Origin of the sequence: Agrobacterium vitis, from assembly GCF_013426735.1 — a bacterium.
Classification (GTDB): Bacteria; Pseudomonadota; Alphaproteobacteria; order Rhizobiales; family Rhizobiaceae; genus Allorhizobium; species Allorhizobium vitis_D.
This window is the reverse complement of record NZ_AP023272.1, coordinates 2,257,263-2,281,433: the sequence shown is the minus strand read 5'-3', so window position 1 is coordinate 2,281,433 and position 24,171 is coordinate 2,257,263. Positions and strand designations below refer to the sequence as shown.

At 55.3% G+C, this 24,171-nt stretch carries 25 protein-coding genes; 14 read left to right on the top strand and 11 right to left on the bottom strand.

The features are described from left to right. Nucleotides 1–9: 9 nt before the first annotated feature. Both msrQ and msrP read right to left on the bottom strand, forming a co-directional pair. Nucleotides 10–657, bottom strand: a complete 648-nt coding sequence (gene msrQ, locus H1Y61_RS10515) for a protein-methionine-sulfoxide reductase heme-binding subunit MsrQ (RefSeq protein ID WP_180572571.1) — start codon at nt 655–657, stop codon at nt 10–12. 2 nt (nt 658–659) lie between these two features. Next, entirely contained in the window at nt 660–1,607 is a 948-nt protein-coding gene (gene msrP, locus H1Y61_RS10510) for a protein-methionine-sulfoxide reductase catalytic subunit MsrP (RefSeq protein ID WP_015916141.1), read from the bottom strand. Between the two features lie 258 nt (nt 1,608–1,865). Here msrP and ilvD point away from each other — a divergent pair, with 258 nt between their 5' ends. Both ilvD and H1Y61_RS10500 read left to right on the top strand, forming a co-directional pair. Next, entirely contained in the window at nt 1,866–3,701 is a 1,836-nt protein-coding gene (gene ilvD / locus H1Y61_RS10505) for a dihydroxy-acid dehydratase (protein ID WP_156553358.1), read from the top strand. A 98-nt stretch (nt 3,702–3,799) separates the two neighbouring features. Then, the gene (locus H1Y61_RS10500; RefSeq protein ID WP_180572570.1) at nt 3,800–4,399 is read left to right on the top strand and encodes an HD domain-containing protein; all 600 of its coding nucleotides are present in this window, start codon (nt 3,800–3,802) and stop codon (nt 4,397–4,399) included. 15 nt (nt 4,400–4,414) lie between these two features. Here the strand turns inward: H1Y61_RS10500 and H1Y61_RS10495 are convergent, their stop codons facing one another. Continuing rightward, a complete protein-coding gene (locus H1Y61_RS10495) occupies nt 4,415–5,374 on the bottom strand; it encodes an Lnb N-terminal periplasmic domain-containing protein (RefSeq protein WP_180572569.1) in 960 nt (319 codons plus the stop codon). A 215-nt stretch (nt 5,375–5,589) separates the two neighbouring features. On the opposite strand from H1Y61_RS10495, the gene H1Y61_RS10490 reads away from it, so the two are divergent. Genes H1Y61_RS10490 through H1Y61_RS10480 form a run of 3 tightly spaced genes read left to right on the top strand, consistent with a single transcriptional unit; the run spans nt 5,590 to nt 7,383 of the window. Further along, a complete protein-coding gene (locus tag H1Y61_RS10490; RefSeq protein WP_180572568.1) occupies nt 5,590–6,450 on the top strand; it encodes an STAS domain-containing protein in 861 nt (286 codons plus the stop codon). Between the two features lie 11 nt (nt 6,451–6,461). Then, nucleotides 6,462–6,830: an STAS-like domain-containing protein gene (locus tag H1Y61_RS10485; RefSeq protein WP_180572567.1), complete on the top strand. Its 369-nt coding sequence runs from the start codon at nt 6,462–6,464 to the stop codon at nt 6,828–6,830. Then, nucleotides 6,817–7,383, top strand: coding sequence for a hypothetical protein (locus H1Y61_RS10480; protein ID WP_180572566.1), 567 nt, complete (start codon nt 6,817–6,819; stop codon nt 7,381–7,383). The genes H1Y61_RS10485 and H1Y61_RS10480 overlap by 14 nt, the downstream gene beginning before the upstream one ends. Before the next feature lie 60 nt (nt 7,384–7,443). Here the strand turns inward: H1Y61_RS10480 and purB are convergent, their stop codons facing one another. From purB to rpe, 3 genes are all read right to left on the bottom strand, one after another. Further along, on the bottom strand, nt 7,444–8,745 hold the full coding sequence (gene purB, locus H1Y61_RS10475; RefSeq protein WP_180572565.1) for an adenylosuccinate lyase: 1,302 nt from the start codon (nt 8,743–8,745) through the stop codon (nt 7,444–7,446). An 88-nt stretch (nt 8,746–8,833) separates the two neighbouring features. Then, entirely contained in the window at nt 8,834–9,565 is a 732-nt protein-coding gene (locus H1Y61_RS10470) for a DUF2259 domain-containing protein (RefSeq protein WP_180572564.1), read from the bottom strand. Further along, nucleotides 9,562–10,239, bottom strand: a complete 678-nt coding sequence (rpe, locus tag H1Y61_RS10465; protein ID WP_180572563.1) for a ribulose-phosphate 3-epimerase — start codon at nt 10,237–10,239, stop codon at nt 9,562–9,564. The genes H1Y61_RS10470 and rpe overlap by 4 nt, the downstream gene beginning before the upstream one ends. Before the next feature lie 193 nt (nt 10,240–10,432). Here rpe and H1Y61_RS10460 point away from each other — a divergent pair, with 193 nt between their 5' ends. After that, a complete protein-coding gene (locus tag H1Y61_RS10460) occupies nt 10,433–11,194 on the top strand; it encodes an SDR family NAD(P)-dependent oxidoreductase (protein ID WP_180572562.1) in 762 nt (253 codons plus the stop codon). A 10-nt stretch (nt 11,195–11,204) separates the two neighbouring features. Here the strand turns inward: H1Y61_RS10460 and H1Y61_RS10455 are convergent, their stop codons facing one another. Further along, nucleotides 11,205–12,290, bottom strand: a complete 1,086-nt coding sequence (locus tag H1Y61_RS10455; protein ID WP_180574476.1) for a branched-chain amino acid ABC transporter substrate-binding protein — start codon at nt 12,288–12,290, stop codon at nt 11,205–11,207. A 203-nt stretch (nt 12,291–12,493) separates the two neighbouring features. On the opposite strand from H1Y61_RS10455, the gene H1Y61_RS10450 reads away from it, so the two are divergent. The 4 genes from H1Y61_RS10450 to H1Y61_RS10435 all read left to right on the top strand — a co-directional run bounded on the left by H1Y61_RS10450 (nt 12,494) and on the right by H1Y61_RS10435 (nt 16,249). Further along, a complete protein-coding gene (locus H1Y61_RS10450) occupies nt 12,494–12,946 on the top strand; it encodes a flavin reductase family protein (protein ID WP_180574475.1) in 453 nt (150 codons plus the stop codon). Between the two features lie 22 nt (nt 12,947–12,968). Then, a complete protein-coding gene (locus H1Y61_RS10445; RefSeq protein ID WP_180572561.1) occupies nt 12,969–13,313 on the top strand; it encodes a TfoX/Sxy family protein in 345 nt (114 codons plus the stop codon). A gap of 564 nt (nt 13,314–13,877) precedes the next feature. Next, a complete protein-coding gene (locus H1Y61_RS10440; RefSeq protein ID WP_180572560.1) occupies nt 13,878–15,398 on the top strand; it encodes a DUF7868 domain-containing protein in 1,521 nt (506 codons plus the stop codon). Nucleotides 15,399–15,403: 5 nt separating this feature from the next. Then, complete coding sequence (locus tag H1Y61_RS10435) at nt 15,404–16,249, top strand: copper chaperone (RefSeq protein ID WP_180572559.1); 846 nt, start codon at nt 15,404–15,406, stop codon at nt 16,247–16,249. Here H1Y61_RS10435 and H1Y61_RS10430 read toward each other — a convergent pair. The 4 genes from H1Y61_RS10430 to H1Y61_RS10415 all read right to left on the bottom strand — a co-directional run bounded on the left by H1Y61_RS10430 (nt 16,241) and on the right by H1Y61_RS10415 (nt 19,796). After that, the gene (locus H1Y61_RS10430) at nt 16,241–16,645 is read right to left on the bottom strand and encodes an NUDIX domain-containing protein (RefSeq protein ID WP_180572558.1); all 405 of its coding nucleotides are present in this window, start codon (nt 16,643–16,645) and stop codon (nt 16,241–16,243) included. The two genes, H1Y61_RS10435 and H1Y61_RS10430, sit on opposite strands and share 9 nt — an antisense overlap. 1 nt (nt 16,646) lies before the next feature. Further along, nucleotides 16,647–18,221, bottom strand: a complete 1,575-nt coding sequence (locus H1Y61_RS10425) for a DEAD/DEAH box helicase (RefSeq protein ID WP_180572557.1) — start codon at nt 18,219–18,221, stop codon at nt 16,647–16,649. A gap of 141 nt (nt 18,222–18,362) precedes the next feature. Continuing rightward, nucleotides 18,363–18,986, bottom strand: coding sequence for a LysE family translocator (locus tag H1Y61_RS10420; RefSeq protein ID WP_180572556.1), 624 nt, complete (start codon nt 18,984–18,986; stop codon nt 18,363–18,365). Between the two features lie 132 nt (nt 18,987–19,118). Next, on the bottom strand, nt 19,119–19,796 hold the full coding sequence (locus H1Y61_RS10415; protein WP_015916157.1) for an alpha/beta hydrolase: 678 nt from the start codon (nt 19,794–19,796) through the stop codon (nt 19,119–19,121). Nucleotides 19,797–20,092: 296 nt separating this feature from the next. Here H1Y61_RS10415 and H1Y61_RS10410 point away from each other — a divergent pair, with 296 nt between their 5' ends. From H1Y61_RS10410 to sufC, 4 genes are all read left to right on the top strand, one after another. After that, nucleotides 20,093–21,256, top strand: a complete 1,164-nt coding sequence (locus tag H1Y61_RS10410) for a cysteine desulfurase family protein (RefSeq protein ID WP_180572555.1) — start codon at nt 20,093–20,095, stop codon at nt 21,254–21,256. A gap of 144 nt (nt 21,257–21,400) precedes the next feature. Then, nucleotides 21,401–22,870, top strand: a complete 1,470-nt coding sequence (gene sufB / locus H1Y61_RS10405) for a Fe-S cluster assembly protein SufB (protein WP_174110855.1) — start codon at nt 21,401–21,403, stop codon at nt 22,868–22,870. Between the two features lie 64 nt (nt 22,871–22,934). Beyond that, nucleotides 22,935–23,276: a GIY-YIG nuclease family protein gene (locus H1Y61_RS10400; RefSeq protein ID WP_180572554.1), complete on the top strand. Its 342-nt coding sequence runs from the start codon at nt 22,935–22,937 to the stop codon at nt 23,274–23,276. Nucleotides 23,277–23,392: 116 nt separating this feature from the next. After that, a complete protein-coding gene (gene sufC / locus H1Y61_RS10395; protein ID WP_015916160.1) occupies nt 23,393–24,148 on the top strand; it encodes a Fe-S cluster assembly ATPase SufC in 756 nt (251 codons plus the stop codon). Nucleotides 24,149–24,171: the final 23 nt, after the last annotated feature.

Genomic DNA, 24,171 nt, shown 5'->3' with positions numbered 1-24,171 from the left:
GCCTAAACGTTAAGCGGTTCGCGTTGCCGCCTTGGCCAGCGCCGCCTTTTTGCGTCGTGCCGCCATCAGCTTTGGACGCACCAGCCGGTAACCAAGCAGCAGGATGACAATGCCGGTATAGATCGCTGGCTCCAGCGTGAAGGACTTGCGCGACAGGACGAAATGCAAAAGCCCTGCGGCCAAAATGATATAGCTCGCCTTATGCAGCGTGTTCCAGCGGCTGCCAAGCTTGCGGATCGACCAGCGATTGGAGGTCAGCGCCAGCGGAATGAGCAGGATGAGACCCAACATGCCAAGCATGATATAGGGCCGTTTCAGGATGTCCCCGAGAATGGACGAGAGAATCAGGCCTCTGTCCAGCGTCAGATAGACGGCAAAATGGGCCAGAACATAGTAGAACACCAGAAGCCCAAGCGCCCGGCGATAGGCGATGAGATTGTACTTTGCCAGATCGCGCAGCGGCGTTATCGCCAGCCCCAGACAGAGGAACCGCAAGGCCCAGAGCCCGAGACGATGCTCGAATTCGCGCACTGGATCGGCACCGAGATCGCCGAAAATGCCGAGATAGAAAGCGTAGAGGCCAGGCATGAGGCCAAAGGCATAAAGCGCCCAGATGGAGAGCGATTTTTGCCGTGCGGAGAGACTGAAAGAGGCCATGATCAGAAATTCTTGGTCAGGTCCATGCCAGCGTAAAGGCTGGCGACCTGTTCCCCATAACCGTTGAAGGGCAGGGTATCCTTGCGTGAGCCGCCGAACAGACCACCACCTTCACCGATGCGCCGCTCTGTCGCTTGGCTCCAGCGGGGGTGATCGACCTTGGGGTTCACATTGGCATAGAAGCCATATTCATTGGCGGCCAGAATGTTCCAGGTGCAGGGCGGCTGCTTTTCTGTGAGGGTAATCTTGACGATGGATTTAATGCCCTTGAAGCCGTATTTCCATGGCACGACAAGCCGCAAAGGCGCGCCGTTCTGGTTTGGCAGCGTTTCGCCGTAAAGACCGGTAGCAAGAATCGTCAGCGGATGACGCGCTTCATCCAGCCGCAGGCCATCGACATAGGGCCAATTGATCGACTGGAAGAAACCGCTCTGGCCCGGCATTTCTTCCGGCCGTACCACGGTTTCAAAGGCGACATACTTGGCGCTGGCCAGCGGCTCGACCCGGTCCAGCAAGGCCGACAGCGGAAAACCATCCCAGGGAATGACCATGGACCAGGCCTCAACGCAGCGCATGCGGTAGATCCGCTCTTCCATGGTGAAGGACTTCATGATGTCCTCGATGGCGATCTTCTGCGGCTTGGAAACCAGGCCGCCAACCTCCACTGTCCAGGGGGTCGGCTTGAACTTGCCGGAATTGGCGGCGGGATCGGACTTGTCCGTGCCAAATTCATAGAAATTATTATAGGTGGTGACGTCTTTTTTCGGCGTCAGCTTGTCATCCACCTTATAATCCGACGGCTTGGCGGTAAGGGGCGCGGCCAGCACGTCACCAGCCGCCGCCAGCGCCAAGGTTCCCGCTGCACCGCCGATCAGGCTGCGGCGTGACAGGTAGATGCTCTGCGGTGTAATCTCGGACGCTGGAATATGCGGTGGGCGAAACGCGGCCATGTTCATCGTGCTCCCTGTCGATTATTATCAGTCTACGATTGAATACGGCAAATAGATCGAAAAAGTTACAAGGACAGATCGATTTGATGAGAAGTTAACTTCACAATCTTGTGCGCCGCTGCCATCTCGCTCATTCAGCTTTCCGGGAGCGTACCGTTTTCGACCATGCTGATAGTGACACAAAGGCCCGACTGCCGTAGATAAATTGGAAAATTCGGCGCGTTTCCGGCGCAATAAAATAGTATCGAGGTGACATCCATGCCAGCCTATCGCTCAAGAACCACGACCCATGGCCGCAACATGGCAGGCGCGCGCGGCCTTTGGCGCGCAACCGGCATGAAGGATGGCGATTTCGGCAAGCCGATTATTGCCGTGGTCAACTCGTTCACGCAGTTTGTGCCCGGCCACGTGCATCTGAAGGATCTCGGCCAGCTCGTGGCCCGCGAAATCGAAGCGGCTGGCGGTGTTGCCAAGGAATTCAACACCATTGCCGTTGATGACGGTATCGCCATGGGTCACGACGGTATGCTCTATTCGCTGCCATCGCGCGAAATTATCGCGGACTCGGTGGAATATATGGTCAATGCCCATTGCGCCGACGCCATGGTCTGCATTTCCAACTGCGACAAGATCACCCCCGGCATGTTGATGGCCTCCTTGCGCCTGAACATCCCGACCGTGTTCGTCTCTGGTGGGCCTATGGAAGCAGGCAAGGTTGTCATGCATGGCAAGAAGGTGGCGCTTGATCTGGTGGATGCCATGGTCGCCGCCGCGGACGACAAGATTTCTGATGAAGATGTGGCCACCATCGAGCGCTCGGCCTGTCCGACCTGCGGCTCATGCTCTGGCATGTTCACCGCCAATTCCATGAACTGTCTCACGGAAGCCCTCGGCCTGTCCTTGCCCGGCAATGGCTCGACGCTGGCCACGCATTCGGATCGCAAGCGGTTGTTTGTCGAGGCCGGTCATCTGATCGTTGACATTACCCGCCGCTACTATGAGCAGGACGACGAAAACGTCCTGCCGCGCAACATCGCCTCCAAGCAGGCGTTTGAAAACGCCATGGCGCTTGACATTGCCATGGGCGGTTCCACCAATACCGTGCTGCATATTCTGGCTGCCGCCTATGAAGGCGAGATTGACTTTAATCTCGACGACATTGACCAGCTTTCGCGCCGCGTACCATGCCTTTCCAAGGTGGCACCTGCCAAGCAGGATGTGCATATGGAAGACGTTCACCGTGCAGGCGGCATCATGCGTATTCTGGGCGAGCTGGATCGCGGTGGCTTGATCAACCGCGACTGCCCAACTGTTCATGCGCCAACGCTGGGCGATGCCATTGACCGTTGGGACATCACCCGCACCAATTCCGAGAGTGTGCGCGAGTTCTTCCGCGCCGCGCCTGGCGGTGTACCGACGCAGGTGGCGTTTTCGCAGTCGTCTCGCTGGGATGAGCTGGACATGGACCGCGAAAATGGCGTTATCCGCTCGGTTGAAAAGCCATTCTCCAAGGATGGCGGCCTGGCGGTGTTGAAGGGCAATATCGCCTTGGATGGCTGCATCGTCAAAACCGCTGGTGTCGATGAAAGCATCCTGAAATTCACCGGCCCGGCCAAGGTCTACGAAAGCCAGGATTCGGCGGTAAAAGCCATTCTCAGCAATGAGGTCGTGGCAGGCGATGTCGTGGTCATCCGCTACGAGGGACCAAAGGGCGGCCCTGGCATGCAGGAAATGCTGTACCCAACCAGCTACCTGAAATCCAAGGGCCTCGGCAAGGTCTGCGCCCTGATCACCGATGGCCGCTTCTCAGGCGGCACATCGGGCCTGTCCATCGGCCACGTCTCGCCAGAAGCTGCCAATGGCGGCACCATCGGCCTAGTGCGCAACGGTGACACGATTGCCATCGACATCCCGAACCGTACCATCGAACTGATGCTGTCCGAAGGCGAGCTCGCCGCCCGCCGCGTCTCACAGGATGCCGCTGGCTGGAAGCCTGCTGAGCACCGCAAGCGCAAGGTGACAACGGCGCTGAAAGCCTATGCTGCGTTTGCGACGTCGGCGGATTTGGGTGCTGTGCGGAAATTGCCGGAATAACGATTGGATAAAAACTCCGGCACAAATTTTTGTTTTGTGCCGGAGTCCTATTTGTGCCGTTGCGGTCATTGCTCGGCGTTGTCGGCGGAGTGCAATTTATGCCGCAAACTAAATTTGAGATCCTTCGCCAACAACTTGCTTTCTTGATTGAGCTGGACAAACTCAAATCCATTGTGCGCCAATCACTGCTGATCAATAAATCGCGCCGAGAAAACTCCGCTGAACATTCATGGCATTTGGCTTTATTCGCCCTAACGCTGTCTGAGCACGCAGAGGACGTTGATCCACTGCATATCGTAAAACTGCTTTTACTACATGATGTGGTTGAAATCGACGCGGGCGATGCCCCGATACATGATCAGCAGGTAGACCGGGCAGCTTTGGCCGAGCATGAATTCGCAGCCGCAAAGCGAATCTTTGGTCTTTTACCCGATGCTCAGGGTCAAGAGATGCTTGCTCTTTGGTTGGAGTTTGAGGAAGGAAAAACGCCCAATGCGCGTTTTGCAAAAGCTTTGGACCGCCTTGAGCCGCTGCTTCTAAATACGCTGACCGATGGCGGGACCTGGGCTGAAAACGGTGTTTCCGAACAACAGGTAATGGAGCGCTATGGTCCGACCATTGAAGGTGGATCACCAATTCTTTGGCACGAAGCAAAGGAATTGGTACGCGCGCATTTTGAAAGCAAAAGAAGCGAATGACCTGCACGGTGAATTTTACTGCCTGATCGCACTGGAATAATCAGGCGGTGAATTCCCCGCAGCCTGTGCTTTGGCGCTGATAGCGGCGCGGGCGCGCAATTCCGGCTCCGGCAGCTTCCAGACCGAGGCTCCATGCTCTGCCAGATAGCCGGGCAGGTAGCCCGAAAGCAAAACGCGGTAATCTGTGGGAATGCCGGGTTCAATCTGGCGGGCAAGGTCAAACACCACTGTGGTGCAATTGGTGGTGATCGTGTCGTAGAATTTTGGCTGTTTGGCAAGTTGATCTGCCGAGTTCACGTAATTCAAAAACAAGGCGCGCATGGCCTGTTTGGGAATATCCAGCGGGTAAAGATAGGTGTCTTCCTTGCGCATATTGGTGCGAAGATAGAGAATATCCCGCTCATCGGCGGCGAGGAAAGCAAGTTCATAGGTTTTGAAAAAGCCTGCAATCGATGAGTAGGATTCGGTCTTCTCCCGCCGCGTTTCCACCGAGAACACCACGCGCTGACCATCCTCAAACCCGAAGCTGATCAGCGTATGGGCAATGGCATCCATGCCCCAATAGGACAGGACCATATCGGCCTCATTCAGCTTGTTGAGATCATATTGCCGCGTCTCCCACTTGGCATCGGCCTCCGCATCGCTGATCCAGTTGAAATTACGCACATTCTGGAGCGTGACAATGTTGTTATCGACCGTACCCGTCACGGTTCTGGACACATCCACGGCCCAATCCCGATCAAGGCTTGGCTTGATCGAGTGCCACCAGACGCCAACGAAAACCAAGCTCAATAGAAACAGCCCGACCGATGCAAGCGGTGCTTTTCGACCCAATGAAAGGATGGCCAGCACAAACACCAGCCACAAGCCGGAAGCTGCACCACGGACGAGGTCTGGGCCCGGAATGCGATACCATAGCCCCAAGCTTATCCAACCTGTGACGATCAGCGCTGCAATTATGAATATGGTAGCCATAAATACGCAGATGATGCGATGCAGAAATATCATATCTATTTTTTACGTGAACATGACTATTTGTCCAGCAATTTTGAATGTTATGGTCTTTAGAAAGCTGACAAGACAATGCTGTGAAACTACATATGGCTAGCACAAAATTGCAATCTTTGATTGATTTCTCGATTGCATGTGTCTAAATTTTATTTAGGCATCTCCGATAAAGACTCACAATTATGTCGAAATCTATCTTTCTTACCGATTTGAATACTGATCCTGAAAGCTTTGATAAAATATCGTCCTTTTATAAAGTTTGCCATGGGTTTGAAGGAGAGCGCATTATATTTGATTTTTCAAATGTCAAATGGATCGACGCTCATCTTTCCGCGCCAATGATGCTTGTTATCGAAAAGATAAGACAAAAAGGTAATTTTGTCGATTTCGTTAATGCAATTCCAAGGGTCGAAGATATTTTACGGAGAAATGGCTTTTTCTCCACAAATAATCTCAATAATCGCGGGACCGTTATTCCTTTGTCATCTTTTAAAGTTGATGAGGGGGTATCTTATTCCCAATTTATCAGGAGTGAGTTGGATCGACTAAAGTTGCCGAAAATGACCGATCCTTTACGGCTGAAAATTTACGAAGGTCTCGATGAGGTCTTCATGAACTCTTCGATTCACGCTGGATCTGAAATGCCGATTTTTGCGTGTGGGCAATTTTTCCCGAAATATGAACGAATCGATTTTTCGATTACTGATGGCGGAATAGGGATAAATGGCGCTTACTCAAAAGCTTTTGGTTCCTCTATTAGCGCTGTTGAAGCCATTGATTGGGCAATGGCTGACGGCAACACTACGCGACAGGGAGATATACCGGGTGGTTTGGGCTTAAAAATTTTACGCAGCTTTATTCACCTGAACTCAGGAAGGTTTATAGTGGTTTCTAGGAATGGGTATTGGATGGAGCAGAATGGGCGTGTTCAGCGCGTTTATATGAAACACGAGTTCCCAGGAACCGTTGTTACTATTGAAGTTAATACGGCTGATCAGAACAACTATGATTTGAAAGCACCTGATCCTCAGAATCTTTGGTGAGAGGTTTTAAAATGGCTGATGTGGAATTGGGCATCGCACGTTTAGCTGGCTCAGGTATATGTGTGACGAGCCAAGATGGCCAACGTGTCTATGAGAAAATATACGAAGCACTTAAATCTGGAAACAGAGTGAAGGTTTCGTTCTTCGGAGTGACTCGTTTGACCACAGCCTTTTTAAATGCGGCTGTTGGCCAGCTTTATGGTGAGTTTTCTCCGGAAGACATCAGAAGGTTAATGCTCCCCCCCGCAGATGCGGAGCCTTGGCACCTTTCGAGGCTAAAGTTGGTGAATGATAGAGCGAAGCAGTATTTCTCCGATAGGGGGAAGTATGTAGAAATTATTCAATCGAAGCTGGGTGTGTCTTTGGATGATGATAATTGATGGCGAGACTGCGCTGAATATTAGGGGCGAAAATATATTTGTAGATACGAACATCCTTTTGTTTGTTGATGGGGCATTGTCGTTTGATAAAAAAGAAAGGAATTATTCTGATGTATATTTTGAATTGAAGAAAAATAATGAATTCTACACCAGTGAAAAATGTTTGGGTGAATTCTTTAATAAATTAACAAATTTCTACTATGACTTGGATAAAAAAGAAAATCCTCAAATCGAGGGGTTTAAAAAATATAGAAAGTCATCCGATTTTTCGGCTTCTATGGATTGCATTTATGATGCAACGGTAAATTTCATGAGTGACATGAACGTTATTTCTAATTATGAAAGTATAGATATTCGACGGGCATTTGAAAAGGTGAAGACGGGTCTTATAGATTATTGTGACGTAACGTCAGCACGATTGTGCGTTGATAGAAATTTTTATTTCTTTTCGGACGACGGCGATGCATTTTATTGCAGAGATTTGAAAATAATAACTAATAATAAATGGATCTTAAGCAATAGTAAGAGACGCGATGAACTGTCAGTTTTGTAATAGTAAGTAATAAGTGAGCCGCAACTGTCGGCTCACTTTTATTGCTTTCTGCGGGCTATTTCACCCAAAAACACGCTTGAAAATTGTGTCCACATGCTTGGTGTGATACCCAAGGTCAAACTTCTCACGAATCTGCTCTTCGGTGAGGGCGGCCCGCACCTCGGCATCAGCCAACAATTCTTCCAAGAAGTCCTTGCCCTGTTCCCAGACCTTCATGGCGTTGCGCTGCACGAGACGGTAGCTGTCTTCGCGGGAGACGCCAGCTTGGGTGAGCGCCAGCAGCACGCGCTGGCTCATGACGAGGCCGCGGAATTTGTTCATGTTTTTCAGCATATTTTCCGGGTAGATCACCAGCTTTTCAACAACGCCTGCCAAACGGTTCAGGGCGAAATCGAGCGTGATGGTGGTGTCGGGGCCGATGGCGCGTTCAACGCTGGAGTGGCTGATGTCGCGCTCGTGCCAAAGGGCTACGTTTTCCATGGCGGGGACGACCGACATGCGCACGAGGCGGGCGAGGCCGGTGAGGTTTTCGGTCAGCACAGGGTTGCGCTTGTGCGGCATGGCCGATGAGCCCTTCTGGCCCGGAGAGAAAAACTCTTCAGCTTCCAGCACCTCAGTGCGCTGCATGTGGCGAATTTCGATAGCGACGTTTTCAATGGACGAGGCAATCACGCCCAATGTGGCGAAGAACATGGCGTGGCGGTCGCGTGGGATGACCTGCGTGGAAACCGGCTCTGGAACGAGGCCGAGCTTTTCGCAGACGTGTTCTTCCACGCGCGGGTCGATATTGGCAAACGTGCCAACAGCGCCGGAAATGGCACCCGTGGCAATTTCAGCGCGCGCGTTGACGAGACGGGCGCGGTTGCGCTCCATTTCGGCGTAGAACCGGGCAAAGGTCAGCCCCATGGTGGTGGGTTCGGCGTGAATGCCATGGCTGCGGCCAATGCGAACCGAATCCTTGTGCTCAAAGGCGCGGGTTTTCAGCGCGGCCAGCACGCGGTCCATATCAGCCAGCAGCAGATCGGCAGCGCGAACCAGTTGGATGTTGAAGGTCGTGTCCAGCACGTCCGAGGAGGTCATGCCCTGATGCACAAAGCGACTATCGGGGCCGATAAACTCTGCCAGATGGGTGAGGAAGGCGATGACATCATGCTTGGTGACGGCTTCGATTTCGTCGATGCGGGCCACGTTAAACTCGGCAGCACCACCCTTTTCCCAGATGGTTTTGGCGGCGTCCTTCGGGATCACACCCAACTCGGCCAGCGCGTCGCAGGCATGGGCCTCGATCTCGAACCAGATGCGGAATTTGGTTTCGGGCGACCAGATGGCGACCATTTCTGGCCGGGAATAACGCGGGATCATCGGCTTGATCTTTCTTGCATGAATAACCTATGCCGCCCCATAGCAAACATGGCAGCCGATCTCAACGGCAACGGCGCGAAAGGTGGTGTCAGGGCTTGATCGGCACGGCGAGCCAGCGCCCGTCGGAGCCTTCGGAAGAGGGGTTCATGACAAGGACCAGCGCGATCTGCACCACATTACCGCCTGGAACCTGATAGGTGACGCCGCCGCCCAGCCTGTAGCCTGTGGGACAGCGGCGGCTGGCGGGCACATGGCCGTCTTCATAGACAACTTTGTCCTGCTTGGCGCCGTTGATCTGCGTCATCTTCAGGCGAAAGCCCTTGATGGTCTGTACCTGGTCCTTGCAGGCGGCAGGGGCGCCTTCGTCCAGCTCTTCCAGCGTCAGTGTATTGGGCTCACCCACTGTTGGCTGAGAGGCGTGAACGCGGTAGCTGAGCACATGCGGATCGGTGCCGATCTCGCTTAGGGGATTGAAGGCAACCACTTCACCAGGATGATCCAGCAGTCCTCGGTCCTGAACGGTTTTTGCTACCTGATCCATGCTTTGCTTGCGAATGGCGGCCATGCTGGCCTTGTCATCATCACCGCGCAGGCGCACCGGCGTATCCGGCAGGAAAGTATTGTTGTTGAGGTCGATGGCAAAAATATTCGAATAGGGCGTGTTGACGCCGCTCTGCACGCCATATTCCTCGAAGGCAAAGACAGACCCGTCGGCAGAAAAACCGATGGGGCGAACGGCGGCGATATCGCCTGCCGCAGCGGGCAGGGCGGCAAGGCTGCCCACGGCAACCATTGCTGCGGAAAGCCAGTGAAGTTTCAAGACCGGCCTCCTTCAGCGGCATGGCGCAATGCCGTCACCGTCTCGCGATAGGAATCGACACCCTGGCCCTTGTAGATGGCAGATCCTGCCACCAACACATTGGCACCGGCCTTTGTGGCAATCGGCGCCGTTTCAACGGTGATGCCGCCATCGACTTCCAGTGCAATCGGCCTGTCGCCAATCAGCGCCCTTGCCTGGGCGATCTTGCCCGCCGCAGCCGGGATAAAGCTCTGCCCGCCAAAGCCGGGATTGACACTCATGATCAGGATCAGATCCACATCATCAATGACATTTTCCAGCATGGAGACCGGTGTGGCCGGATTAATCGATACGCCAGCTTTCTTGCCGAGGGCGCGAATGGTTTGCAGCGAACGATGCAGATGCGGCCCGGCTTCGGCATGGACGGTGATATAATCACATCCGGCATCGGCAAAGGCGGCCAGAAACGGATCGGCAGAGGCAATCATCAGATGGCAGTCGAATACCGCTTTGGTATGGGGCCGCAGCGCCTTGATAACGGCCGGGCCGAACGAGATATTCGGCACGAAATGGCCATCCATCACATCGAGATGAATCCAGTCGGCACCCGCCTCCACAACATCGGCAACTTCAGCCCCCAGCCGGGAAAAATTGGCGGCGAGGATCGAAGGGGCGATCAGCAGCGGAGGTGTCATTTATCTCATTCTTTCGAAATAGCGGATGTCGTGCCGCTCATAGCATTCCCGCATTAGCGCGACAACCTTTCCTGTGGCCCGGATTGCGAAAGTCGGTTGATTTTACAGCCGCTTTGCGGGCGATCATGATCCGGCCTTGGACAGGTGCGACAGCCGGGTTATGAATGCTTGGAGATGACCTATGGGAGGAAATATGGGCAGGTTTGTGATCATCACCGGTGGCAGCACGGGCATAGGGCGCCAACTGGTCCAGGCTTTTGCCGATCTGGGCGATACGGTGGCCTTCAGCTATCTCGGCGACGATGCCCCGGCCAAAAGCCTGGTATCCCTGATGGAGCAACAGGGCCGCACCGTGCTGGCCCTTTCCGCCGATGTTGGCGACGGAGACGCCGTCGAGCAATTCTTCAACCAGGCCTGCGCCTGGGCCAAGGAAAGTCCGGCTGTGCTGGTCAACAATGCCGGTGTACAGACCTGGTCCAGCCTACTTGATCTCTCGGAAAAAGACTGGAATCGGGTGATCCGCACCAATCTGACCGGCACGTTTCTCAATACCAAGGCGGCGGCAAGCCGGATGGTGGCAGCTGGTAACGGTGGCGCCATCGTCAATATCGGCTCGGGCTGCAACAAGCTCGCCTTCCCGAATCTGGTTGATTACACCGCCTCCAAGGGCGGGGTCGAGCAATTCACCAAGGTTGCTGCGGTGGAACTGGGGCCGCATGGCATCAGGGTCAATTGCGTTGCCCCCGGTGCCATTGCCACGGAACGAACCTATGAGGAAGCGCCCGACTATGGCGACGTCTGGGGCAAGGTCACGCCGCTGCGCCGGGTGGGGACGCCGCAGGATATTGCCGGTCCCGTACTCTATCTCGCCAGTGACGCGGCTGGCTTCGTGACCGGTCAGACGCTCTGGGTCGATGGCGGCCTGTTTACACGGCCAGTCTGGCCTTACGAATAGCCGCTAGGCGTTATTCGCTGAGTGGACGCGGCGGCTGAAAACTACCGTCACGCCATTCCTGCAATTGAAACGGATTGTCGCTCAGTTCGTGGCCGTCGGTAAAGGACAGCGAGCCGATGACGGTCTCAGCCTTGGTCTTGCTGATGGCCTCAGCCAATGATGGTTCGTTCAATGCCGCCGCCGCATGCAGAAACTGGACGCTGGCAAAAGCGGGCAGGGCATAGCCATCCGCTGCGCTGCTCTGTGTTCGTAGCGCATCAACCGCCTTCTGTGCGCTTGGCATTCTGGCATAATCCGGCGTTATCACGGCCAATACCCCGTCTTGCAGTGGAACGGGCCGATCTACCGCCCTCATTGCCTCACCGCCCATCAGCGTCAGGGGAATATTCTCGGCCTTGGCATCGCGGGCGATGATTGAGACGTCGCTGCGGTCACCGCCGATGAAGACGTTGGTCGCGCCCGTCTTTTTCAAGCGCCGCACCAGGGCAATCTGTTGCTCTTGAGCCGGGCGGTAAGTATCGGTGAAAACCGGTTTCATGCCGCGCTGTTCCAGCGACACGCGGATGGCTTCCACCAGTTCACGGCTGCGGATCGTGCCGTCATCGAGAAGCGCGAAAGCCGTTCCCGCCCATTGGCTGACGATCACATCCACCAGCTTTTCGCTTTCCGCTTTGGTGCTGGGTGCCAGCCGAAAGAGCGGCCATTGGTTCTTCAAGGCATCTTCCATAACAGTGGGCCAGCGCACAGAAAGCGTCACAGCCGGAATACCGGCCGGGCCAAGCTTGGCTAGCAAACCATCAAGGCTTTCGCTGCACAGAAATCCGATCGCCGCATCGACCTTTGCTGCCACCAGCTTGTCGGCAAGCGCTGGGCCGGTGTCCGTGGCACAGGGTTCGTCAATCACCGTCAGCGTATCGCCGCTTTGCTTTGCAGCAGCTTCCGCCCCAGCCCGTATCTGCTGGCCAAGAACAGCATAAGGCCCGCCCTGCGGCGCAACCAGCCCGATGGTAAGGGCAAACGCACCCGGGGCTGTGAACGCGTAGCCCAGGGCGAAAAGCAGTGACAGAAGGCGTAATATCATTTCAATCCGGATCATCATGAATTTTCAGTTACCTTAGCGGCCTCGCCACGGCAAGGAAATGAAAATGTCTCTGTCACGACCGCATGAAGGCGCAGGCACAGAATGATTTCGTAAAACCGCTTCACACTTTTACGCATCATGCTCTATAGCCATTCTTGACAGGCAAATTGGCAAGGAGTGCAGGCGTGGCAATCGATCCTTTGGACTATCGCGAAGCGATGAGCCGCTACGCAGGCCATGTGCAGATCGTCACCACGGAATTTCAAGGTGTCGCCAGGGGCACGACCATCACCGCCGCCTGCTCGGTTTCCGATCAGCCGCCGATGGTGCTGGCCTGCATCAACAATCAGAACGAAAGCAACCAGCCTTTTTTTGAAAGCGACTGCTTTGCCCTCAACACACTTGCCGCTCATCATCAGGACCTGGCTGGAGCTTTCGCTGGCTTCGGCAAGCTGTCGAGCGAAGAGCGCTTCGCGCTTGGCACCTGGGAGCGGATGATTACCGGCGCGCCACTGCTGACCGGCGCCATCGCCGCCTATGATTGCCGGGTCGTAGACCGGAAAATCACCGCCACACACACTGTCCTGTTCGGCGAAGTGGTGGGGCTGAAGCTTGGTGAAAAGGCTGCAACACTTCTTTACCTGCAAAGAGCTTTCCATGCCGTCGAATAAGGCCAGATCATGGATCCAAATCATGGACAATGCCGACATTGAAGAGATGTTTCAATCGCTGGGTCCCGTCAGTATCCGGCGCATGTTCGGTGGCAAGGGTATCTATCACCACGGCATAATCTTCGCGCTTTATCTCTTCGACGAGATCATGCTGAAAGCCGACGCACAGACGGCACCAGAGTTTGCCGCCGCCGGCGCCCGGCAATGGGTCTATCAGCGGCCCGGCAAGAATCCTGTCGCCATGCCCTATTGGTCTGTGCCGGAAGACGCGTTTGATGATCCCGACGAAATGGCGCGCTGGGCGCGGCTTGCCTATGAGGCAGGTATCCGGACACAAAAGCCTTCAACCTCAAGGCGCCGCAGTTGAGCTTCGGCGCGGCAACAGTCGCTTAAGACGGCCTGGACGCCGCAGCCAGGAGATTGGCGCTCGCGCCATCGCGTTGCCACAAAAAAGCACCCAAAAAAGGGCTCTTCGCGAAGGCTAGGCGACTTGACGGATATCTAAATCAATAGTAGCAATTTTATTATATTCAACCAAAAGAAGCATTTAACTGCGTGAGGATTTACGCGATCGCTCTTCGAAATCCAGGGAGTTTTGAAGGCAAGAATCATTCATATAATTTCACTCACCACTGTTTTTGTGAGGGAAAATCGAGCTCGAATTTCCCCAAATTCAACAGACAACCTGAAGACCAAAGCATCATGATGATGCTGATTTCCGACGATGTGCCAAAGGGTCCGCATTCAATGGCCAGGCCATTCTCTGCGAATTCATAAGGGCAAGCCATTCGGCTGAAGCCCTTTTCCTCACCAACCGTAAGACGTCACTTCCCTCTCCAATGGAGAGATATCGGGAGGGGCGAAGCTGTGGCCTATGGGAGGAAAATCCATAATTTCTGATCGTTTTTTCTTTAAATATCCGGGGGATAACATGGTTTACGTTCGTAAAAGTGTATGGGCAAATGGCGGCGATTTCAGCGATCCAATTCTCTATTGGTATGCCAAGGGTGTCGGCAAGCTGCGCCAAAAGGCATTGGCCGATAACACCAGCTGGAATTTTATGGCTGCGATCCACGGGATTGATATCGATGATTCCGATAGTCTCTGGACGAAATATGGATATTACACGGCTGGTGAGACCCTGCCGTCCCAAGCAGATCAGGATCTCTATTGGAACCAATGCCAGCACGGCAGCTGGTATTTTCTGCCCTGGCATCGCGGCTATATCTGGTCGATTGAAGCGCTTGTGCGGGCGCAGATTGTCGCGCTGGGAGGTCCGGCGGACTGGGCCATGCCCTATTGGAACTATAGCGATACGACCAATCCCAAAGCACGGATGATGCCACCTGCCTTCGCGCAGGAAGAGTTTGAAGGTGGTCCTAATCCGCTCTACATCAAGCAGCGCTACGGATCTGGAACGCCACCGATCATCGTGCCTGTCGAGGATGTGAGCTTGGAGGCACTGGAGTGGCCTATTTTCACAGGTGTGTCCTCAGGCGGTAGCCCCGGATTTGGTGGCGTCAAGACGGGATTTTCCCACGATAGCGACACATTCGGCCTGTTGGAACACATGCCACACAATGTGGTCCATATTGCTATCGGCGGCGAATATAATGGCGATGAAGCCCTGCCAGGCCTAATGGCCATACCGGACACGGCGGGACTAGATCCGATCTTCTGGCTGCATCATGCCAATATCGACCGGCTTTGGGCGCAATGGAATGCCGCGTCCCCACAGCATAAGAATCCTGTCGATCCGGCCTGGTTGGACGGCCCTCAGGACCGTAAATTCGCCGTGCCGAACCCGGATGGAACGCCATATTATTACAAGCCCTCTGATATGCTGGAAACCACAAGCTCGAAACTGGATTATACCTATGACCAGTTCGTTGTCGCTCAAGCCCCTGTTCTGGCAGCGGCTGTCGCAACCGGAGGAAAAGCAGTGACGGAACCCAAAGCTGCCCAACTGGTCGGGGCGAATGCGGATGTTCTTGCTCTAGCCGGTGAAAAAACGGCATCAGCGGTTCGTCTGGACGATGCCTCGTCGGCGCTTTTCGCTGCACCGAAGACGTTGGCTTTGGGGTTGCGCAGTGGCGATGCCCCGCGTGACAGGTATTTCCTCAATCTGGAAAACATTCGTGCACAACAGGATGGCTTCGTGATCGATGTCTATCTCAATCTGCCCGATGATGCCGATCATGCGCATCGTCTGGACCTTCGTGCTGGCTCTGTCGGCCTATTCGGTGTTCGCAATGCGTCGAAAACCGACAGCTCCCATGGCGGACGGGGTGTGACGCAGGTTCTTGACATCACAAGACTCCTGTCCGGCTTGATCCATAGCGGCAATATCGCCAAGAGCGGCTTGATCGTCCATCTCGTTCCCCGTAAGGCTCTGGGAGAGGGCGCGAAGGTGACTGTTGAACGCATCAGCCTTTACCGTCAGCCGGGCTAAGCAGCATGGCTCCCACTCTGTCTCGGCTCAGGGCCGTGGTCTCCTTGCTCAAGGAGCCGCCATGGCCCACCTTGCTTACCTTCAGCCTCCTCGGCTGGCTCGCCATGGCTTTCACAAGCCATGGCAATGATGCTCTGGATCTTTGCATTTCGGTCTCTGGCGCTCTTCTGGACCGGGGCTGGCGTGCCTTCCAGGTGCAAATATGGATGATGTCCGTGACCGGCGTTGCCTTGTCTCTGATGATCATGCTGATCGCAATGATGTCATTGATTTTGCGCGACCCGATCAAACATATCTGGAACCGTAGCCTCAAGAGGCGGCGAATACGCTCGCTGGGCATGTTCTTCGTCAGTTATTGCGGTCTCTGGGCTGTTTGCGCACCACTGCTTGTGGTGATCGGCATGCTGCTGCGGGTGGCTGCCAGCCTTGTCGATCTGCCTGTCCTGATGCTGGCATTGGGCCTCGTCGGCTTCTGGCAAATCACACCCTGGAAACAACGTATCTTGAACCAGTGTCACTGGACGCCGCGATTGAACGCTTTTGGCTGGTCCGCAGATCGCGATTGCCTGCGCTACGGCCTGCGCGAGGGCGGACTTTGTGTTGGTACCTGCTGGGCGCTGATGGTGTTACCATTCGCCGTGCATGACTACCATCTTCTGTTTATGGCTGCCACATCGGCAATCATGGTCTCGGAGAGGCTGCGTCCCGGACGTCCGGCTCGCTGGACTATAGCAGGACCAGCAGACCTTGTGTATCAAGGAGCGCTTAATCGGTTACGCCGCACAACCAACACTGTTCCAGGATGCTTTGATGGTGGCGATCCATCACGGACCGCGGAAAAATCAGCGTAAAAACGGCAGTATAGCCTTTGTAAAAGCCGATAAAGGCTGCGGCAGATCATCTAACGCAAACCAGCCGAAGTCTGAAAGCTTATCAGGCTCTGTCAGCGTCGCTTCGCCGGAGATGTCGCTGGTCTTATAGAGAAGAGAGACCCAATGCTGGCGGTCGGCTGCGATGATCTGTTCGCTGACGCTGACAAATTCCACGGAGCCGATGTTCAGGCCGGTTTCTTCTTCGGCCTCACGCCGGGCTGCTTGTTCCGCAGGTTCAAGCAGATCGACCTTGCCGCCGACAATACTCCAAAAACCGGATTCGGGTGGGCGCATTCGCTTATACAGCAAAAGCTTGCCATCCCTGACAATGGCAAGGCCAACGCCGACGCCCGGAAAATCTAATCCGGGAACCATATCAGGCTTTGGCGCTGGCAACGATCAGCATGAAAGCAGGAATATCATCGCCGAAGCCAACAGGAGTCGGGCCGTCATCATGGTCGCGGTAATGCTGGCGGCGGCGTTCGCGCTGGTCGTCATTGGCCGGGTTGGGCGCCTGATTATTGCGATAATCGCGGTTGCCCTGGCTTGGCCGTCTGTCTGTCTTGCGCTCTTGCTTCACGCTATCCACCTTGGTTGCGACGACTTCTACAGCCGCTTCGGTGCTAATCTGCTCTTCTGTCGTGTCAGGCTTGTGACTGCTGCGATGTTCACGGTCACCGTCACGCGCACCGTCTCTGGAGCGCTCCCGGCCACGGCCCCGGTCACTACCGCTTCTGTCACTACCGCTCTTGTCACGAGCATTCTTGCCGCCACGGCCACGGCGCTCATCACGATCACCTTCAGCCATCGGCGGTAGCGAGGCCACATCGCCGTCCAGCCATTCGGGCTTCTCACCGATTAGCTTCTCAATCGCGTCGAGATATTTCGCGTCGGACTTGGTCACCAGCGTGAATGCACGACCGGAGCGACCGGCACGACCGGTACGACCGATGCGGTGGACATAGTCTTCCGCATGGATCGGCACGTCGAAATTGAACACGTGGCTGACATCGGGAATATCGAGGCCACGGGCCGCAACGTCGGAAGCGACCAGAAGCGTGATCTGATTGTCCTTGAAACCGGCCAGCATATTTGTGCGCGAACGCTGGTCCATGTCGCCATGCAGGGCGCCGACCGAGAAACCATGACGCTCCAGCGAGCGGAACAGATCGGCCACATCCTTCTTCCTGTTACAGAAGATGATGGCGTTCTTCAGATCGTCCTGGGCGCGGATAATGTCGCGCAGGGTGGAGCGCTTTTCATAATCCTTGTTCTGGCAGGCCACCAGCCGCTGCGTCACCGTCTTGGCAGTCGAAGATGGCGGAGCCACCTCGATCCGTTCCGGATTTTGCAGGAACTTGTCGGCCAGCTTCTGGATTTCCGGCGGCATGGTAGCCGAGAAGAACAGCGTCTGACGGGTAAAGGGAATGAGCTTGGCGATGCGCTCGATATCGGGAATGAAGCCCATGTCCAGCATGCGGTCGGCTTCGTCGATAACGAGGATTTCGACGCCGGTCATCAGCAGCTTGCCGCGCTCGCAATGGTCCAGCAGGCGGCCAGGCGTGCAGATCAGCACATCAGCGCCACGTTCCAGCTTGCGATCCTGTTCATCGAACGAAACGCCGCCGATCAGCAGGGCAATGTTGAGCTTGTGATTCTTGCCGTATTTTTCGAAATTCTCGGCCACCTGGGCTGCAAGTTCGCGCGTCGGCTCCATAATCAGCGTGCGTGGCATGCGCGCGCGTGCGCGGCCTTTTTCGAGCAATGTCAGCATCGGCAGTACGAAGGACGCCGTCTTGCCTGTGCCCGTCTGGGCAATGCCGCAAATGTCGCGGCGCATCAGGGCCGGCGGAATGGCGCCAGCCTGGATTGGTGTCGGCACGGTGTAGCCGGCATCAGTTACAGCGGAAAGAACTTTTTGGCTCAGGCCAAGGTCAGCGAATGTGGTCAAAGGGAAATGTTTTCCGTTCCGTTCTTGCGAACTCAAGATGAATCGCCCGCGAACAGGCGTTAACGCCAGCGCGGGATAGGCCGAAAACGCCTCAAAGTCAAGGAATACGCCCTTCGCTGCGCCATAAAGCTTAACGAAACTTCAATTTCCGCGGCCCGATGCGAGAATAGCCAGCCCGGCAGCACCCAAAAAACCTCCGGTCGTGCGGTTGATCAGCGCCACGCTACGGGGTGTTTTCAGGAGGCGTCTGGCCCGTTCCGCCAGAAAGATATGGCCACCGATCACCACGGTCTCGACCGCAAGAATGATCCCGATAATGTCGATCAACGCCGACGCATTGAAGGATGCGGGTACGAAATTCGGCAGCAGCGCCAGATAGAAAAGCGGCATTTTCGGATTGCCGAGATTGAGCGCAAAACCTGTCAGGTACACGGGAAACAGTGATCCACGGCGCTCCATAGGCACCATCTGCGGCAGGACCGGCTTTGCCATCCAGAGGCGGACACCCATCCAGATGAGATAAACCGCACCGCCATAGCGCAAAAGCTCCATCAACCAGCCCATATCCTGCGCCAGCACGGACAGGCCGAAAAACGCAAGCGTCAAATAAATCAGGATGCCGGTTACCGTACCCAGGCCATAGGCAAGACCCGACGCTGGCCCATGGGAAAGGGTGCGGGCCATGATCGTCACATTATCAGGACCGGGACTGGCGGCAAACACCAGAAAGGCCAGCGCAAAGGTGATCATTGAATGCAGGTCCATGACAATCCCCTTTTCCTTCCCTGAGCTTCTGGCCCAGAGCTTCTGGAAGCAAATGTTGACGCATAGACTATGCCACAAAAAACGCCGGTTGAAACAACCGGCGTTTTTATTTGGAAAGGAAAGATGTGCTGATTAGCGCAGCCGCTTGGCAGCCGGTTCCGGCACCAATTCGCCTTCAAGGCGGCGGTCGAGATAATCCTCGCATTCGCCCATCAGCGTTTCGACCTGGCCATTGAAGAAATGGTTGGCGCCGGGCAAGGTCTTCTGGGTGATCAGAATACCCTTCTGGGTCTTCAGCTTGTCTACCAGTCCTTGAACGTCCTTTTCCGGTGCAACCTTGTCGGCGTCGCCATGGATGATCAGACCCGATGAAGGGCAGGGGGCGAGGAAGGAGAAATCATAGGTATTCGGCTGCGGCGCAACCGATATAAACCCTTCAATTTCCGGGCGGCGCATCAACAGCTGCATGCCGATCCACGAGCCGAAGGAATAGCCGGCAACCCAACAGCTTTTCGAATCGGGATGCAGGCTCTGCACCCAATCCAGCGCCGAGGCCGCGTCGGACAACTCGCCGGCGCCGTGGTCGAATTCACCCTGGCTGCGGCCAATGCTGCGGAAGTTGAAGCGCAGGGTGGTAAAACCACGCTTCTGGAACATGTAGAACAACTGATAAACGATCTGGTTGTTCATCGTGCCGCCAAATTGCGGATGCGGATGCAGGATGATCGCAATCGGGGCGCTCTTTTCCTTAGAAGGCTGGTAGCGGCCCTCTAGACGTCCTGCGGGTCCGTTGAAAATGACTTCGGGCATGGATACTCCGGTCTTGGCGTGTTTTTTTGCCTTCGCACCCTTGGCAGGTCGGAAGATGACTTGACGGGGGCACTCAGCTTTTCTAAAACCCAGTTTAGAACCATTCGAAATTATGGGTCGCTGTGTTATTGAATGTGTCATAGGACAGTCGGGGTGAAAATTTCAAGAAAAATGCATCTTCTAAGGCTGATGCATGATTTTCTCCGAAAACAGGGCATGATTTAAGACAATACACAGGTTTTGCGCCCTTCGGGTCAAGATCGCGGCACAACAAAGTGGACCATATCAGAGAAAACATGGCCGAACGCATTTACATGGACTGGAATGCCACCGCGCCGCTTCTGAATGAAGCGCGTGATGCCATGCTGGCTGCTTTGGCCATGCCAGGCAATCCATCCTCTGTTCATGCTGAAGGCCGGACTGCCCGCGCTCTGGTTGAAAAGGCGCGCCGCCAGGTGGCGGATCTCGTCGCTGCCGCGCCTGCCAATGTCATCTTCACCTCGACCGCAACGGAAGCGGCAAATTTTGTTCTGTCGCCACGCTATAGAATGGGCCGTTCACCGCTGGCTGTCGGACGAGCCTATGTCTCGGCCATCGAACATCCTGCCGTGCGGCAAGGCGGACGGTTTTCTCCTGACTGTGTGACAGAAATCCCGGTGACCCGGCAGGGCGTGATCGATCTCGATGCCCTGGAACGGGCGCTGGCCGACCACCCTGCCGATCAGGGCATGCCGCTGGTGGCTGTCATGCTGGCTAACAATGAAACCGGCGTTATCCAGCCGGTCGAAGCGGTGGGGAAACTGGTTCACGCCAAGGGCGGATTGCTGCTGGTGGATGCGGTTCAGGCGGTTGGGCGTATCCCGGTGGATATTGCGGCCCTGGATGCGGATTTCCTGATTCTATCGGCTCACAAACTTGGCGGCCCCAAAGGGGCTGGCGCCGTGGTTGCTCGCGGCGAGGCGCTGATGCCGGAGCCGCTGGTGCGCGGCGGCGGCCAGGAAAAGGGCCATCGCGGCGGCACGGAGAACCTTGGCGCAATTGCGGGCTTCGGCGCTGCTGCGGACCATGCTACAAAAGACTTGATAAATCGCAATTTGCAGATTGCGGCCTTGCGAGATGCTTTGGAAACAGGCATGCGCAGCATCGCGCCCGATCTGGTGATCCACGGCGCAGGTCAGACACGTATCGGCAATACGAGTTTTTTCACGCTGCCAGGACTTAAGGCGGAAACTGGGCAGATCGCCTTTGATCTGGAAGGCGTGGCGCTGTCGGCGGGAGCGGCCTGTTCGTCCGGCAAGGTTGGACAGAGCCATGTTTTGACGGCGATGGGATTGGATGCTGGCATTGGCGGCTTGCGGCTGTCGATCGGTCCCGCCACCACGGCGGAGGATATCGAGAGGGTCGTCTCGGTTTTCGCCAGGATTGCGGGGCGGCGCCAGCTTGCCGGTCATGCGGCGTGAGACGCGAAAAGAGTGCCTGAAGAGGCGGAATAAACACAGGTTTGGGGGTGAAAACTCATCTCCATTCCCTATATGAGAGCGGATCCCCCGCTGAAACGTTGACAAGCTGCCGGACCTTGGACCCGGCGAGATTGGAGAACGCTAATGGCTGCCGTACAAGAAACGATCGATCAGGTCCGCCAGATCGACGTCGATCAGTACAAGTATGGTTTTGAAACCATGATCGAAGTCGATAAGGCCCCGAAGGGCCTGTCGGAAGACATCGTCCGTTTCATTTCCGCAAAGAAGAACGAGCCGGACTGGATGCTGCAATGGCGTCTGGATGCTTATCAGCGCTGGCTGACGATGGAAGAGCCAGAGTGGGCGCGCGTCCACTATCCGAAGATCGACTTCAACGATATCTATTACTATGCCGCGCCGAAAAGCACGGCTGGCCCGACTTCGATCGACGATGTCGATCCTGAGCTTTTGAAGGTCTACGAAAAGCTGGGCATTCCGCTGCGTGAGCAGGAAATCCTGGCAGGCGTCCAGACCTCGAAAATCGCCGTCGATGCGGTGTTTGACTCGGTTTCCGTTGTCACCACCTTCAAGGCCGAGCTGATGAAGGCAGGCGTGATCTTCATGTCGATTTCGGAAGCCGTGCGCGAATATCCTGATCTGGTGAAGAAATATCTCGGCACGGTCGTGCCAGTCACCGACAATTATTATGCAACGCTGAATTCGGCTGTGTTTACCGATGGCTCGTTTGTGTTCATTCCCAAGGGCGTTCGCTGCCCGATGGAATTGTCCACCTATTTCCGCATCAACGAGAAAAACACCGGCCAGTTCGAACGTACGCTGATCATTGCCGAAGAGGGGGCTTACGTCTCTTATCTGGAAGGCTGCACAGCCCCGCAGCGTGATGAAAACCAGCTGCATGCCGCCGTGGTCGAGCTGGTGGCGCTTGACGATGCCGAGATTAAATATTCCACCGTACAGAACTGGTATCCGGGCGACAAGGACGGCAAGGGCGGCATCTATAATTTCGTCACCAAGCGTGGCGATTGCCGTGGCGCGCGCTCGAAAATCTCGTGGACGCAGGTCGAAACCGGATCGGCAATCACCTGGAAATATCCATCCTGCATTCTGCGCGGCGATGACAGCCGCGGTGAGTTCTACTCGATTGCCGTTTCCAACGGTTATCAGCAGGTCGATAGCGGCACCAAGATGATCCATCTCGGCAAGAATACGTCGAGCCGCATCATCTCCAAGGGCATTTCGGCGGGCTTCTCCAGCAATACCTATCGCGGCCAGGTTTCTGCGCATCGCAAGGCTGAAAATGCTCGTAACTTCACCCAGTGCGACAGCCTGCTGATCGGCGACAAATGCGGGGCGCATACTGTGCCCTATATCGAGGCGAAGAACTCGTCTGCTCAGTTCGAGCATGAGGCGACAACTTCGAAAATCTCGGAAGACCAGCTGTTCTATTGCCTGCAACGCGGCATTCCCCAGGAAGCCGCAATCGCCCTGATCGTCAATGGTTTCGTGCGCGAAGTCATCCAGGAATTGCCGATGGAATTTGCGGTTGAAGCGCAGAAGCTGATCGGGATTTCGCTGGAAGGCAGCGTAGGGTGATACATGTCCACGCCGTCATCCTCGGGCTTGTCCCGAGGATCTGCGAGGGGTCAGGAATGGATAGATGACTGCCTTTGTCTATATGATGGCCGATAAGCCGCGTGGTGTTATTTACACCGGTGTAACGAGCGATTTGGCAAAGCGGGCATGGGAGCACCGAAACAACGTCCATGAAGGTTACACTTCGAAGTACAAAGCGAAGAACCTTGTTTGGTTTGAAATTCATCCGAATATAGTGCTGGCGATTCAGCGTGAAAAATCCCTCAAGCGCTATTTGCGTGAATGGAAAATTCGGTTGATAGAAGGGCTCAATCCAACGTGGATGGACCTTTTTGAACGGCTCGACGAAATAGAAAATGTTTACAGTCCACATCCCAAGACGAAAATGTGGACCGATTATAACTGACGCGGCTTAGATCCTCGGGACAAGCCCGAGGATGACGGAGCACACGGTGAATGTCCGGGCTCCAGCTAGATTGAATATGTGGGTCCTTGAAACCCGCCATATGAGGGAATTGGAACATGCTTGAAATCAGAAACCTTCACGCCCGGATCGCGGAAGACGGCACGGAGATCATTCGTGGCCTCAACCTGACGGTCAAGGCTGGCGAAGTGGCGGCGATCATGGGGCCGAATGGCTCGGGTAAATCGACGCTGTCCTACATCCTGTCGGGCCGCTCGGACTATGAAGTCACCGAGGGCGAGATCCTCTATAATGGCGAGAGCATTCTGGAGCTTGACCCGGCGGAACGCGCTGCCAAGGGCATTTTCCTGGCCTTCCAATACCCGGTCGAAATTCCGGGCGTTGCCACCATGCAGTTTTTGAAGGTGGCTATGAATGAACAGCGCAAAGCACGTGGTGAGGCTGAACTGACGACGCCCGATTTCATCCGACGGGTGAAGGAAGCGGCTGGCGAGTTGAAGATTAACCCCGACATGCTGAAGCGTCCGCTGAATGTCGGCTTCTCCGGTGGTGAGAAGAAGCGCGCGGAAATCCTGCAAATGGCGCTGCTGGCGCCGCAGCTTTGCATTCTGGATGAAACCGATAGCGGCCTCGACATCGACGCGCTGAAGATCGTTGCCGATGGCGTCAATGCATTGAAGTCTCCGGATCGCGCCACCATCGTCATCACCCACTATCAGCGCCTGCTGGATTACATCGTGCCGGATACAGTCCATGTTCTCTACAAGGGCCAGATCATCAAGACCGGCGATAAGAGCCTGGCGCTTGATCTGGAAGCCAATGGCTATGCTGATATCATCGGCGAAGCGGCCTGATTGGTCGGGAGAGGGAGTGTTGC

Bases quoted from the DNA above. Each gene is read 5' to 3' on its own strand.
- msrQ (WP_180572571.1), bottom strand. From the start codon at position 657: ATGGCCTCTTTCAGTCTCTCCGCACGGCAAAAATCGCTCTCCATCTGG.
- msrP (WP_015916141.1), bottom strand. From the start codon at position 1,607: ATGGCCGCGTTTCGCCCACCGCATATTCCAGCGTCCGAGATTACACCG.
- ilvD (WP_156553358.1), top strand. From the start codon at position 1,866: ATGCCAGCCTATCGCTCAAGAACCACGACCCATGGCCGCAACATGGCA.
- H1Y61_RS10500 (WP_180572570.1), top strand. From the start codon at position 3,800: ATGCCGCAAACTAAATTTGAGATCCTTCGCCAACAACTTGCTTTCTTG.
- H1Y61_RS10495 (WP_180572569.1), bottom strand. From the start codon at position 5,374: ATGGCTACCATATTCATAATTGCAGCGCTGATCGTCACAGGTTGGATA.
- H1Y61_RS10490 (WP_180572568.1), top strand. From the start codon at position 5,590: ATGTCGAAATCTATCTTTCTTACCGATTTGAATACTGATCCTGAAAGC.
- H1Y61_RS10485 (WP_180572567.1), top strand. From the start codon at position 6,462: ATGGCTGATGTGGAATTGGGCATCGCACGTTTAGCTGGCTCAGGTATA.
- H1Y61_RS10480 (WP_180572566.1), top strand. From the start codon at position 6,817: ATGATGATAATTGATGGCGAGACTGCGCTGAATATTAGGGGCGAAAAT.
- purB (WP_180572565.1), bottom strand. From the start codon at position 8,745: ATGATCCCGCGTTATTCCCGGCCAGAAATGGTCGCCATCTGGTCGCCC.
- rpe (WP_180572563.1), bottom strand. From the start codon at position 10,239: ATGACACCTCCGCTGCTGATCGCCCCTTCGATCCTCGCCGCCAATTTT.
- H1Y61_RS10460 (WP_180572562.1), top strand. From the start codon at position 10,433: ATGGGCAGGTTTGTGATCATCACCGGTGGCAGCACGGGCATAGGGCGC.
- H1Y61_RS10455 (WP_180574476.1), bottom strand. From the start codon at position 12,290: ATGATCCGGATTGAAATGATATTACGCCTTCTGTCACTGCTTTTCGCC.
- H1Y61_RS10450 (WP_180574475.1), top strand. From the start codon at position 12,494: ATGAGCCGCTACGCAGGCCATGTGCAGATCGTCACCACGGAATTTCAA.
- H1Y61_RS10445 (WP_180572561.1), top strand. From the start codon at position 12,969: ATGGACAATGCCGACATTGAAGAGATGTTTCAATCGCTGGGTCCCGTC.
- H1Y61_RS10440 (WP_180572560.1), top strand. From the start codon at position 13,878: ATGGTTTACGTTCGTAAAAGTGTATGGGCAAATGGCGGCGATTTCAGC.
- H1Y61_RS10435 (WP_180572559.1), top strand. From the start codon at position 15,404: ATGGCTCCCACTCTGTCTCGGCTCAGGGCCGTGGTCTCCTTGCTCAAG.
- H1Y61_RS10430 (WP_180572558.1), bottom strand. From the start codon at position 16,645: ATGGTTCCCGGATTAGATTTTCCGGGCGTCGGCGTTGGCCTTGCCATT.
- H1Y61_RS10420 (WP_180572556.1), bottom strand. From the start codon at position 18,986: ATGGACCTGCATTCAATGATCACCTTTGCGCTGGCCTTTCTGGTGTTT.
- H1Y61_RS10415 (WP_015916157.1), bottom strand. From the start codon at position 19,796: ATGCCCGAAGTCATTTTCAACGGACCCGCAGGACGTCTAGAGGGCCGC.
- H1Y61_RS10410 (WP_180572555.1), top strand. From the start codon at position 20,093: ATGGCCGAACGCATTTACATGGACTGGAATGCCACCGCGCCGCTTCTG.
- sufB (WP_174110855.1), top strand. From the start codon at position 21,401: ATGGCTGCCGTACAAGAAACGATCGATCAGGTCCGCCAGATCGACGTC.
- H1Y61_RS10400 (WP_180572554.1), top strand. From the start codon at position 22,935: ATGACTGCCTTTGTCTATATGATGGCCGATAAGCCGCGTGGTGTTATT.
- sufC (WP_015916160.1), top strand. From the start codon at position 23,393: ATGCTTGAAATCAGAAACCTTCACGCCCGGATCGCGGAAGACGGCACG.